This window comes from Candidatus Amarolinea dominans (assembly GCA_016719785.1).
Lineage (GTDB): Bacteria > Chloroflexota > Anaerolineae > SSC4 > Amarolineaceae > Amarolinea > Amarolinea dominans.
In genome coordinates this window covers 615,228-627,513 of record JADJYJ010000003.1, presented here as the reverse complement: position 1 = coordinate 627,513, position 12,286 = coordinate 615,228, and the positions used below count along the sequence as shown (strand labels likewise).

9 protein-coding genes are annotated in these 12,286 nt (G+C 64.8%); 7 read left to right on the top strand and 2 right to left on the bottom strand.

Going from position 1 to position 12,286, the window contains the following annotated elements; translation table 11 throughout:
- Nucleotides 1-216: 216 nt before the first annotated feature.
- Nucleotides 217-1,791 carry a hypothetical protein gene (locus tag IPM84_06015; protein MBK9092324.1) on the bottom strand — a complete coding sequence of 525 codons (1,575 nt, stop codon included), beginning with the start codon at nt 1,789-1,791 and terminating at the stop codon, nt 217-219.
- Nucleotides 1,792-1,880: 89 nt separating this feature from the next.
- The gene (locus tag IPM84_06010) at nt 1,881-3,557 is read right to left on the bottom strand and encodes a hypothetical protein (protein MBK9092323.1); all 1,677 of its coding nucleotides are present in this window, start codon (nt 3,555-3,557) and stop codon (nt 1,881-1,883) included.
- A 248-nt stretch (nt 3,558-3,805) separates the two neighbouring features.
- On the opposite strand from IPM84_06010, the gene IPM84_06005 reads away from it, so the two are divergent.
- From IPM84_06005 to IPM84_05975, 7 genes are all read left to right on the top strand, one after another.
- On the top strand, nt 3,806-5,122 hold the full coding sequence (locus IPM84_06005) for a tetratricopeptide repeat protein (protein ID MBK9092322.1): 1,317 nt from the start codon (nt 3,806-3,808) through the stop codon (nt 5,120-5,122).
- 105 nt (nt 5,123-5,227) lie between these two features.
- Entirely contained in the window at nt 5,228-6,562 is a 1,335-nt protein-coding gene (gene murJ, locus IPM84_06000) for a murein biosynthesis integral membrane protein MurJ (GenBank protein ID MBK9092321.1), read from the top strand.
- A gap of 171 nt (nt 6,563-6,733) precedes the next feature.
- Nucleotides 6,734-8,107: a YvcK family protein gene (locus tag IPM84_05995; GenBank protein ID MBK9092320.1), complete on the top strand. Its 1,374-nt coding sequence runs from the start codon at nt 6,734-6,736 to the stop codon at nt 8,105-8,107.
- Nucleotides 8,108-8,215: 108 nt separating this feature from the next.
- Nucleotides 8,216-9,232 (top strand): type I glyceraldehyde-3-phosphate dehydrogenase, encoded by a 1,017-nt coding sequence (gap, locus tag IPM84_05990; protein ID MBK9092319.1) that lies wholly within the window; start codon nt 8,216-8,218, stop codon nt 9,230-9,232.
- 133 nt (nt 9,233-9,365) lie between these two features.
- Nucleotides 9,366-10,541 (top strand): phosphoglycerate kinase, encoded by a 1,176-nt coding sequence (locus tag IPM84_05985; GenBank protein MBK9092318.1) that lies wholly within the window; start codon nt 9,366-9,368, stop codon nt 10,539-10,541.
- Between the two features lie 37 nt (nt 10,542-10,578).
- On the top strand, nt 10,579-11,346 hold the full coding sequence (locus tag IPM84_05980; protein ID MBK9092317.1) for a triose-phosphate isomerase: 768 nt from the start codon (nt 10,579-10,581) through the stop codon (nt 11,344-11,346).
- Between the two features lie 125 nt (nt 11,347-11,471).
- Nucleotides 11,472-12,263, top strand: a complete 792-nt coding sequence (locus IPM84_05975) for a hypothetical protein (GenBank protein ID MBK9092316.1) — start codon at nt 11,472-11,474, stop codon at nt 12,261-12,263.
- Nucleotides 12,264-12,286 lie beyond the last annotated feature (23 nt).

Sequence of the window (12,286 nt, the reverse complement as noted above, 5' to 3'; positions counted from 1 at the left end):
CCTGGTGAGGGGCAGTGTGTGCGGGTCAGGATGATGTTAAGTCATTTTTGGTCACTGCTCACCCTGCAAGTTGATTTGGACAGGATGAACAGGATGAACAGGATTCTTGCTCTGTGGCGTGCAAAACTACCGCCACGAGAGTTCGAATATCCTGTCAATCCTGTAAATCCTGTCTGAATTCCAAACAGACCCAGCAGTTACCATTTTTGTCTGAAACTACTGCCCGCTGAGGTCCCCACCCGTGGTGGGGAGACCGAGTGACGGCAAGATCTTGATGCGCACAGGCAGCGATTCGCCCAGCAGGTTGCCGCTGGCATCATTGACAACCGCCCGGAAGTCGTAGTCGCCCGGCGGCAGGTCCGCCGGCACGATGAACTGCCAGGAGCCATCCGGGCCGGCCGTGGCGGCGCCCAGCGCCTTGTCGCCGGCGTAGAGGATCACGGTGCTATTGGGCGGTGCGGTCCCCGTCAGGCGTTCGCCGGCCGGAAGCTGACCGCCCGGCGGCAGGTTGATCGTGGGGGACGCCAGCGGTTGGGCGTCGGCCGCAATCGTGAACGGCAACGGATCGGCGAAGACTTCGCTGCCGTCGGTGTCCACGGCCGCCAGGCGCAGGACATGATCACCGGCTGCCAGCGCGACCGGCGGCACGAAGCTCCAGTTGCCCGCCGCGTCAGCCGTCACTTCAGCGAGCAATGTCGCGCCATCGTAAATGCGCACCCTGGAGCCAGGTTCGGCCGTGCCACGGAAAAGGGGCCGGCTGGTGTGCAGCGGTGAGACCAGCGCACTGGTCAAGACCGGCGCCTTGACACGACCAGCGATCGGTGTCGGTGTTACCGCCGGCGTTGTCGTCGTTCCTGGTGTCGCGCCTGGCGTACCGCCGCTGCCTGGTGTGACGCCTGGCGTTCCGCCGCTGCCTGGTGTGACGCCTGGCGTACCGCCGCTGCCTGGTGTGACGCCTGGCGTACCGTGCCTGCCTTGCCGTTGGTGTGCACGCGCGGTGATGGCATGGGCGCCGCTGGTCAGGGCCGGAAGGGAAGCGCCAGGCGCCGTCCGGACCGATAGTGACCTGGCCGATCTCCTTGCGCCATCATGGCGCAGGGTGCCTGGCGCTGCCCAGGTCGCCCAGGTTGCGGCGGTCACCGCGCCGCGCCGGCGCGGTGATGGGCGCCATGCGGCGGGCCGTCGCTGCGTCGCGGCATCCACGATGCTGATGTTGAGCGGCTGCGAGGTGGCCTGCACATTGCCGTTGGCGTCCACAACGCGGGCGGTGATGGCATGGGCGCCGCTGGTCAGGGCCGGGAAGGGGAAGCGCCAGGCGCCGTCCGGACCAACCGTGGCCTGACCGATCTCCTTGTCGCCATCATGGATGCGCAGGGTGTCGCCGGCGCGGCCGCTGCCGGCCAGGTCGCCCAGGTTGCCGGCGGTCAACTGCGCGCCCGGCGCCGGCGCGGTAATGATGGGCGCCATGACGGCGGGAGTCGGTGTCGCGGCAGGCGCCACGGTGATGTTGCGCGGCTGCGAGGAGGCCAGCACCTTGCCGTTGGCGTCCACGATCCTGGCCAGCAGCGTATGCTGACCGGGCGTCAGGTTGGTCAGCGGCAGGCGCCATTGACCGCCGGCATCAGCTTTGGCGTCACCGAGCGCCGTGTCACCGGCGAACAGGCGCACCGTGTCATTGGCGCGGGCGGTACCGGCCGCGTCACCCAGCGCAGCGGCTGTCAGTTGGGCATTGGCGGCCGGCTCAGTGAAGACGGGGGCCGGCGGTGTGCGATCGAACCGTATCGTCAGCAAACGAAAAGCGCAGCCAGCAGCAGCGCAGCCAGCACTTGCCAACGATCGAAGAGCGGCGTCCAGAACCATCCACGTTGGCGAAACATCGCTTAGACCTCCCCCAGCCTGGCTTTGGCCTGGCGAATCCAGCCGGCATAGTCGGGGCGACGCCAGGCGGGCGCCGGGCAAAGGGCTTCCAACTGTGCCTCTGTGGCATCGGCCAGCGCGCGCAAGGTGCAGATGCCGCCATCGTACAGGCGCCCTTCGAAGACGGCGCCGATGCCCTCCATGGACTCGAAATCGTCCGGTTGGGAGCCGTCCCAGCCACGACCGACCGTATTGCTGTCCTCAGCCAGGCGACGGGCGTCTGCCTTGATGGTGCCCAGGTCAATCTTCTGAAAGTCTTTGATACCGAAGATGCGGCGCAGCGTGTCATCGTCTGCAGTCGCCAATTGCCAGAAGCTGCCGATGCCTGCCGCATAGAGTTTTGTTTCATAGACCTGGCCGATGCCCATGACTTTGGAGAGGTCCTGCGGGCAGGACGCCGCGCGTGCTCCTGCTGGCTCGCCCTGATCGCCCAACTGAGCAAGCGCGCCCCCGAAGGCAATGCCACCGGCGACCAGCCCAGCCTCCACGCCGGGGGGCCTGCCGCCCGCTGTCACATCGGCGTCAGGGAGATCGCTGAGCGATCCTGCCGCGCCAGACGCAAAACCTGGGCCGCGGCTCCCGGTCAGGTCGGCGTCATACTCACCAACGTCGGCCGCCTCTGCCCCGGAAGCAAAGCCGGCGCCCTCGCCGGCCACCAGGCCAGATCCGGCGCCTGGCAGATCGAAACCGGGCGTCTCCTGTGCAAACGACACCCCGCGGCTGCCGCCAACATCCAGGGATGCCTGTAAGTTGGAAATTTTATCCCCGGCCGCGGCCAGTTCATGCTGCAGGGAGGTGCGCCGGGCTTCGTTGTCAGCGAGCTGGCTGCGCAGACTTTCTGATTCCGACATGGCGCTGTCCAACGTGTTGTTGCGCGCCTGGAAATTGGCGCGCAGGTCGGCCAGTTGATCCCGTAGCGCCACTTCATGCGCGCGCGATTCAGCCTGGGCGGCTTCCAGGGCGCGATAGGCGGCGTCACGCGCTTTCAGCGCGGCGTCCAGCGAATCACGGCGGGCGCTGGTCTGGCTGAGCTGCTGCCGTAGGCTCTCGCTTGCGCCTTGCGCGCTACCTAGCAGGGCCTCGCGGGTCTGCATATCGCCGCGCAGGCGTTCCAGGTCGTCCTGCAAGGTGACTTCGTTGGCACGTGAGGCGGCCAGGGCGGCCTCCAACGATTTGTAGGCTGCCCCGCGCGCTTGCAGTGCAGCATCCAGCGAATCACGGCGAGCGACCGCGCTGCCAACCTGGCCGCGCAGGGCCTCGATTTCGCCAAGCGCGGAGGTCAGGCGGGCATCAAGGTCCTGGCGCCCGGCCTGCAGGCCGCTCACCTGGGTCGTGCTGTCACCCAGCGTGGCCTGTAATCCCGCGGCCCGCTGCTGCGTGGCCTGCAATTCTCCTTGCAGCGTGGTGGTGCGCGCTTGGGCCGTGCTGAGGTCGCCGCGTAACGCGTCTGCCTGTGTGCGCAGGGTCAACACGTCGCGGTTGCGTTCCTGTAGGTCGGTCTCGGCCCGGGCCAGACGTTCCTCGCATCCGCGGCGCTGGCGCCTGAAATAGAGCAACTCCAACAGCCACTCGATGAGAAAACCGAGCAAGATGCCGAGGACGAAGGCGGCCAACGGACTGAAATTGAACGATAAAGACATAGCTCCCTCCCTTTATTTCCCCCATTTTTGTGCGTTTCTGTCTGTGCCTGGGCCGATGCGCCATCAGGGGACAGACGGCTGGCCCCGGTTGCCAGGCGGACGCTGGACACCAGTATTATAACACTGCACAACAAAAAAGATACATTGCGGAAACCTGCGCTGCGCTCCGTGGGCCGGTCGGTTTGGCAGTAGGCCGCCATGTAACTGGCGTGAGTGGTGGCACGTTCAATGGGATGAAGGTTGAACTGATGAACGATCATAAAATTCACCCGCGCAGGGCGACCCTGTCCATTCGCTTCATTCTGGCCCTGGGCGTTGTGTGCGCACTTCTGTTGTTGGCGACCGGCCTGTGGCGCTATGGGGGGCCAACGGGCTTATGGCGGCGCGCCCAGGCAACGTTCGGCGAGCCACTCCCGCACCCCCAGTGGGTGCCAACGCCACTGCCCATCACGCCCGCAGGGGTCGCCACTCGCCCGCCGCCGGCGCAGATCACAACCGCGCCGCCACAGCCCACAGCCACGGCCACACGCTCTGCCGTCACCGCGCCGCCCCTGGTTCTGACCACGGATGCCACTGTGCCGCGCGTCGCGCCAACCCGGCCGCCGTCGTTTCAGGCGGTTGCGCCGCAGGTTGAGCTGCGCGGGCTGCGGCACGAATGGCAGACCTGGAACAACTGCGGCCCTGCCACGCTGGCGTTTTATCTCAGCTACTTCGGCAGCCCGCTGCGCCAGGAGGATCTGCGCCGGGCGCTGCGCCCCAACCCAGAGGACAAGAACGTCAATCTGGGCGAAATGGCCGCCTTTGCCCAGTCTCAGGGCCTGCAGACGCTGGTGCGCACCCACGGCGACGCGGACCGCATGCGCCTGTTTCTGAGCAATGGCCTGCCGGTGCTGATCGAAACCTGGCTGGAACTGCACCCCAACGATGGCATGGGGCACTACCGCTTGCTGACCGGCTATGACGATGCCGAGCAGATGTGGATCGTTTACGATTCGTACGTCAGCCAGGGGCTTAAGAAAGGCGACCCGTACCAGGGCATTCTCTTGCCCTACGCGGATGTGGGATCGCTATGGCGCGTCTTCGATGACACCTATCTGCTGGTCTACCGGGCCGAGCAGGCGCCCCTGGTGGCGGCCATCCTGGGCGCGGACGCCGACGAGGCGCTTGCCCGCCAACGGGGCCTGGCCCTGGCGCAGGCCGCGGTGGACGCGCAGCCGCAGGACGCGTTCGCCTGGTTCAACCTGGGGAGCGATCTCACGGCCCTCGGTCAGTTTGCCGCGGCCGCGGCCGCATACGATCAGGCGCGGCAACTGGGTCTGCCCTGGCGCATGCTGTGGTATCAGTTTGGGCCGTTTGCCGCCTATTCTGAGGTTGGGCGCCACGCGGAAGTCCTGGCGCTGGCCGATGCCACCCTCAGGACCACCACCGATGTGGAGGAACTGCACTACTGGCGCGGGCGCGCGCTGGCCGCGCTGGGCGATCCGGAAGGCGCGCGCCAGGCGTTTGCACGGGCCGTGGCGCTGAATCCGGGTTACGCGGCCGCCGTAGCCGCGCTCAAGCCCTGAGTCGGGCAGGGGACGGGCGACTGCAAGTCACGGCCACCGTCGCGAAGTCAATCTGCAAGGCGCGGCCGAGGCTGCGCGGCCAGGCCAGATGGAGTCTTACGAATCATGTCCAGCAGAAAAACCGCCTCCCCTTTTGCATCCATTGCCCGCAACACCCTGATCGTGGCGGCCGCCTTTGGCCTGGCCGCGGCCGCCGGGCTGCTGCGCAACATCATCCTCGGGCGCCAATTCGGCATCGGCGCCGACCTGGATGCCTATTACGCGGCGTTCAAGCTGCCCGATCTGCTCTTCAGCATCGTGGCCGGGGGGGCGTTGGCTACCGCGTTCATTCCGGTGTTTGCCGATTTCCTGGCTGCCGACGACCGCGCGGGCGCCTGGCGCCTCGCCAGCGCCGTGACCAACCTGGTGGTGCTGGTGGTGACCGCGTTGGCGGTCGTGGCCGGCTTGGCGGCTCCGTGGTTAGTCGGCAGGGTGATTGCCCCCGGCTTTACGCCCGCGGCGCAGGCTGAAACCGCCGCGGTGATGCGCATCCTGCTCGTCTCCACCGTCATCTTTGGTGTCAGTGCGGTGCAGGGCAGTGTCTTGCACAGCTTCAAGCATTTTCTGCTGCCGGCCCTGGCGCCGGTCGTCTATCCGCTGGGCATCGTGGCCGGCGCGCTGTGGCTCGGCCCGCTGTGGGGCACGCGCGGGCTGGCGGTGGGCGCGGTGATCGGCGCCTTGCTGCACCTGGCGATCAAATTTCCTGCGCTGCTGCACTATGGCTTCCACTGGCGCCCCGTGCTCGATCTGCGCACGCCGGCCATGCGCCACGTCCTCTGGCTGCTGGGGCCGCGCCTGCTTGACCTGGGCGTGTTTCACGTGACGCTCATCATGATGACCAACCTGGCCTCGCGCCTGGGGACGGGCAGCGTCAGCGCGCTGGAGTGGGGCTGGGACGCCATGCAATTGCCGGAGACGCTCATCGGCACGGCGTTTGGGCTGGTGGCCTTTCCCACCCTGGCCGAACTGGCCGCCCGGGGCGATCTGGCCGGGCTGCGGCGCACGCTGAGTCAATCTCTGCGCGTCGTCGTGGCGCTGACCGTGCCCGCGGCGGTCGGGTTGATCGTGTTGGGGCGCCCGCTGCTGCAACTGCTCTACCAGCGCGGCGCGTTCGATGCCAGCAGCACGGAGGCCGTTTACGTGGCGCTGCGCTTCTACGCGCTGGGGCTGGTGGGTCACGCCAGCCTGGAGTTGGTCGCACGTGCGTTTTTCGCCCGCCAGGACACCCTCACACCCCTGCTGCTGGCAACAGCCTCCGCGCTGGTCAACATCGTGCTGGGCCTGCTGCTGATGGGGCCACTGGGCTTTGGCGGTCTGGCCCTGGCCAACTCCATCGCGGTGACGGCCGAGGTGCTGGCCCTGACCTTTGTGCTGCGCAGGCGGCTGACCTCCGCCCTCTGACCCTGCTCTTTTTGGCCTTTACTGGTTATGGGCTATAATCAGGAAAGGTTGCCCGGCGCACTTTGTGCAGGAGACAACGATGGGTTGGGTTGATAGGATTGTGTGACGCTCACGGCTGGTCTTGCCGGATGAGCATCTGTGATTGGCAATACTGGAAGGAATCCTCCGTTCATGGCATCAAGTAATGGTCGCCGCTCGCACCTCAAGTGGCTCGTTCCCGGAATGCACGTCAAGCGCTGGCTGCTATTGCTCATGCTCGGTAGTATTGTGCTCAGCCTGGGCTTCGCTATTCTCATCCGCAGTGCCGCAGACAGTCATACGTTTTCACCGATCGTCTATTTTGGCATGTTGCAGTTCGCAGACCGCCCGCTGCGCGCGCTGGTCTTCTCCGGCATGGGGCTTGGGCTGATCGGCCTGGCCCTCTACAAGTTGAGTCAGGCCCTGGTCGAGCCGTTCTTGCGCCCTGGGCAGGGCCATGTGGCCGACATTGTCTATCAACACCGCCGGCGCCGGGGTGGGCCTAAAGTGGTGGCCTTTGGCGGCGGCACCGGGTTGTCCACGCTGCTGCGAGGACTCAAGAAGTACACCGATAACATCACAGCGATCGTCACCGTGGCCGATGATGGCGGCTCCTCTGGCCGTCTGCGCCAGGAACTGGGTTTGCCGCCGCCTGGCGACTTTCGAGCCTGTATTGCGGCGCTCTCCGACGCCGAAACCCTCACCACCCGCCTCTTCGAATACCGGTTTAGTGAAGGCATGGGGCTGAACGGCCATTCCTTTGGCAACCTGTTCATCGCCGCGATGACCAACATCACCGGCAGCTTCGAGAGCGGCCTGGCCGAGGCCAGCCGGGTCCTGGCGGTGCGCGGGCAGGTGATCCCTTCGACGCTGCAGGATGTGACGCTGTGCGCCGATCTGCGTGAGGAGTTGGAGGATGGCGCCGAGGGCTGGCGTCGTGTGCAAGGCGAATCGGCCATTCCTGGCTTAGGTCAGCGCATCGAACGCGTATTCCTGCAACCCGAGGATGCGCGCGCGTACCCCGCGGCCGTCAAGGCGATCCTCGATGCCGATGTGATCGTGGCGGGGCCGGGCAGCCTGTTCACCAGTGTGCTCCCCAACCTGCTGGTGGATGGTATCGCGCGCGCGGTGAAGGCCGCACAGGCGCCGCGCATCTACATCTGCAATGTGGCAACTCAGCCCGGCGAAACAGCCGGTTTTGGGGTGGGTGAGCATGTCGAGTCGCTCAATCGGCATGTGGGTGAGGGCGTTTTCATGCATGTTCTGGCCAACAATAACACGCGCATGCCAATTCCAGCGCCGACCGCCCATTTCGAATGGGTCACTCCCCCAACGGATGACCTGCCCGGCGTTTCAGTCTACCTGGCAGACCTGGTTGATCGGCAGCGCCCGTGGCGACATGACAGCGAGCTATTGGCCAGCGCGATCATGCAGATCTACGCGCAGCTCACCAATTCGCAAGCTCGTGCGGAAAAAACTGCCCTAAATCATAGCGTGCCAGCGCCCACTGTGGTACAATTACGCTGAAGTGGCAATCAGCGGCCATGTAGCCAGGTCACACCCTGGCTATTCTTGTGTTCAGTATTGATTATTTGCAGCCGGCAACGGCAACAGACTTTGCAGGGAGGAATCTGCATGAAGACTCGTATCGGCATCAATGGTTTTGGTCGTATCGGACGCCAAGTGTTCAAGGCACTGCGTGACACTTACGGCGAAACGCTCGAAGTTGTGGCGATCAACGACCTGTTCGACGCCAAGACAAACGCGCACTTGCTGAAGTATGACTCGAACTACGGCAAGTTCGATGGCACCGTGGAAGTGGGCGACAATGCCCTCATCGTGGATGGCAGGCCGGTGACGGTGTTTGCCATGAAGGACCCCGCCCAGTTGCCGTGGAAGGACCTGGGCGTCGAAATCGTCGTTGAATCTACCGGCGTCTTCACCAAGGGTGAACAGGCGGCCGTCCATCGCAACAACGGCGGCGCCAAGAAGGTCATCATCAGCGCGCCGGCCACCGGTCCGGATATCACGATCGTCCTGGGCGTCAACCAGGACAAGTACGATCCGGCCGTCCACCACATCATCTCGAACGCTTCCTGCACCACAAACTGCCTGGCCCCGGCGGCCAAGGTGGTGTTCGACAACTTCGGCATCGTCAGAGGGCTGATGAATACGATTCACTCGTACACCAACGATCAGCGCATCCTGGACCTGCCGCACAAAGACCTGCGCCGCGCTCGCGCCGCCGCTCTGAACATCATCCCCACATCCACCGGCGCGGCCCGCGCCCTGTCGCTCGTGATCCCTGAGCTGAAGGGCAAGTTCGATGGCATGTCGCTGCGGGTGCCCACGCCCACGGTGTCGGTTGTGGACTTCGTCTGCCTCCTGGAGAAGGAAACCACCACGGCCGATCTGATCGCCGCGTTCAAGGCGGCCGAAGCTGGCTCGCTCAAGGGTATCCTGGGCGTCAGTGAGGATTCACCGGTTTCCATGGACTTCAAGGGCGATGCACGCTCCAGTATCGTGGACGCCGAGTTCTGCCAGGTGCTCGGCGGCAACCTGGCCAAGGTCCTGGCCTGGTATGACAACGAGTGGGCCTATTCCATGCGTGTGGCGGACCTGTGCAACATGCTGATGCAGAAGGGCCTCTGATCTAAGCGGGGCGTGATAGGTCGCGGAGGGCGTTGTCACGCCGCAGGCGTGACTTACGGCCGGACGACGTTGCGCTTGAGTTTGTATTCCCGGCGGGTCACTGAACCCGCCGGGTGTTTATCGAGGACAGACCATGGACAAAAAGACGATTCGTGATATCGAGGTGAGCGGCAAACGCGTGCTGGTGCGGGTTGATTTCAACGTGCCCATCAAAGATGGCGCGGTCAATGATGATACCCGCATGCGGGCCGCGTTACCCACGCTGACTTACCTGCTCGACCACGGCGCAGCGCTGGTGCTCATGTCGCACCTGGGGCGCCCCAAGGGCGGCCCTGATCCCAAGTACACCATGCAGCCGCTGGTTGGACACTTGAGCGAACTGTTGGGCCGGCCGGTGCAGTTTGCCGATGATTGCGTCGGCCCCACCGCGGAGGCCGCCGCGCTTGCACTCAAGCCGGGCGCGGTGCTCCTGCTCGAAAACACCCGTTTCCATCCGACCGAAGAGAAGAACGATTTGGAACTGGCCCGGCAGATGGCCCGGCTGGGCGACATCTTCGTCAACGATGCCTTTGGCTCGGCCCATCGCGCCCATTCATCCACCGAAGGGGTGGCGCGTTTCTTGCCCGCGGTGGCCGGTTTTCTGATGGAAAAGGAACTGGCTTTCCTGGGCAAGGCGTTGGACAAGCCGCAGCGGCCGTTCGTGGCCATCCTGGGCGGGGCCAAGATCTCGGATAAAATCGGCGTCATCGAGGCGCTGCTGACCAAAGTGGACGCGCTGCTGATCGGCGGCGGTATGGCCAACACCTTCCTCAAGGCGCAGGGCTTCGATCTGGCCGATTCCCTGGTGGAAGAGGGCAGCGTGGAAATGGCGCGCGGCCTGATCGCACGCGCCGGCAGCAAGCTGCTGCTGCTGCCTGTGGATGTCGTCATCGGCGACAAATTCGATCCCGCCGCTGCCAGCCAGACTATGCCCGTCGCCAACATTCCGGCCGGCTGGCGTGTGCTGGACATCGGCCCGGCCAGCGTGGCGCTTTTCAAGAACGCCCTGCTGCCGGCCAAGACGGTGGTGTGGAACGGCCCCATGGGCGTTTTCGAGTTTCCACGCTTTGCGGTTGGCACCTTTGCCATCGCCGAGGTGCTGGCCGGCCTCAGCGCAATCACGATCATCGGCGGCGGCGATTCGGCCGCGGCGGTCGAGCAGGCGGGGCTGGCCGACAAGATGACCCACATCTCCACTGGCGGCGGCGCCAGCCTGGAATTCCTGGAAGGCAAGCAACTGCCCGGCGTGGAAGCGCTGTTGGACCTTTAGCCGTTGCGCAGTTCGTTTTTCGTTGAGGTGAAAAAGTATGCGTAAACCGATTGTTGCGGGCAATTGGAAGATGAACAAGACGGTGGCGGAGGCGGTGGCCTTAGTCAACAGCCTGCGCCCCCTGCTCGATGAGATCCCGGCCGTCACCAGCGTGGTCTGCCCGCCCTTCACGGCGCTGGCGTCGGTCAAACAGGCGCTGAACGGCTCACGGGTGGGCCTGGGCGCACAGAATCTTTACTGGGAAGAGAAGGGCGCGTTCACCGGTGAGGTGGCGCCCAACATGGTGGCCGAACTGTGCCAATATGTCATCCTGGGACATTCGGAGCGGCGCCAGTACTTTGATGAAACGGACGCCAGCGTCAACCGCAAGATCAAGGCAGCGCTGGCGCACGGCCTGATTCCGATCGTCTGCGTGGGCGAGAACCTGGAGCAGTACGAGGCCGGCGCTACCGACGCCGTAGTGCGCGGCCAGGTCAACGGCGCGCTGGCCGGGCTGAGCGCTGAGCAGGTGGCCGGCCTGGTCATTGCCTACGAACCGATCTGGGCCATTGGCACCGGCAGGGCTGCCACCGGCGCCGCGGCCAATCAGATCATCAGCATCAGCGTGCGCGGCCCGGTGGCCGATCTGTTTGGTGAGACGGTGGCGCAGGCGCTGCGCGTGCAGTATGGCGGCAGCACCAATGCTAAGAACATGGCGGAGTACATGCAGCAGCCCGATATTGACGGCGCGCTGGTGGGCGGCGCCAGCCTCAAGGCGGAGGATTTCATCGAAATGATCCGCATCACTGCCAACGTGCGCGGCTAAGCGCTCTGGCCGAAACCGGGTTCTTATGAAAAGAACCCGGTTTTTCTTTGCCTGCTCACCTGTTTGCACGTGCGCCTGATCCTGGCTACAATGGCGCACACAACAAGACCGGGGAGGGGTGACGCGTGAACGACTGGATTCCACTGCTCTGGACAATTGGCTCACTGGCGGCCCTGTGGATCGTGGCCCGCTGGATCAGCAGCCACATTCAGGCCCTCGGCTGGTTGATCGCCGGTAACGCCGACGGCGCGGTGGTCGCGCTGTGGGCAATCCTGTTTCCTGGCATTCTCGTCCACGAGTTGAGCCACTGGCTGGTGGCGAAACTGCTCGGCCTCAAAGTCAAGCCGCCGGACCTCTACCCCAGGCGCCGCGGTAAACACATCCGCCTGGGTTCGGTGACGGTCACTTCAGGTGGTCATCTGCCTGACAGCGTGGTGGGTATGGCCCCTTTTCTCTTGGGCAGCCTCGGCGTGCTCGTGCTCGGCACCCGTGTCTTTGACCTGACCGGCATGGTGCAAGGCATCACCCAGGAAGGCTGGAGCGGTGCGTGGCAAGGGCTGATCGCCGTACTCGGTGTGTCTGATGCCTGGCTGTGGCTTTACCTGACGTTTGCCATCAGCAACGCGATGTTCCCCAGCCCCAGTGACACCGAACCGGTGCGCCCGGTGCTGATGTTTGGCGGTCTGCTCATCTGCCTGGCGCTGATTGCCGGCTGGACGCCGCAATTGGCGCCTGATTGGCTGGCCGCGATCAACGCCGTGCTGCTGGTGCTGGCGGAGGCGTTCACGTTTACGCTGGTGGTGGACATCGGCTGCGGGATGTTGATCATTGCGCTGGAGTTCGTGCTGAGCACGTTGCGCGGTCAGCGCGTGGTGTTCGAATCATCAAGAAATTCAAGCCGGCGCCGGGGGCGTTGAGCGGCTCGGCGCGGGAGATACCG

Coding starts and splice junctions, on each gene's coding strand:
- IPM84_05985 (MBK9092318.1), top strand. CDS start 9,366: ATGGACAAAAAGACGATTCGTGATATCGAGGTGAGCGGCAAACGCGTG.
- IPM84_05995 (MBK9092320.1), top strand. CDS start 6,734: ATGGCATCAAGTAATGGTCGCCGCTCGCACCTCAAGTGGCTCGTTCCC.
- IPM84_06010 (MBK9092323.1), bottom strand. CDS start 3,557: ATGTCTTTATCGTTCAATTTCAGTCCGTTGGCCGCCTTCGTCCTCGGC.
- murJ (MBK9092321.1), top strand. CDS start 5,228: ATGTCCAGCAGAAAAACCGCCTCCCCTTTTGCATCCATTGCCCGCAAC.
- gap (MBK9092319.1), top strand. CDS start 8,216: ATGAAGACTCGTATCGGCATCAATGGTTTTGGTCGTATCGGACGCCAA.
- IPM84_06005 (MBK9092322.1), top strand. CDS start 3,806: ATGAACGATCATAAAATTCACCCGCGCAGGGCGACCCTGTCCATTCGC.
- IPM84_05980 (MBK9092317.1), top strand. CDS start 10,579: ATGCGTAAACCGATTGTTGCGGGCAATTGGAAGATGAACAAGACGGTG.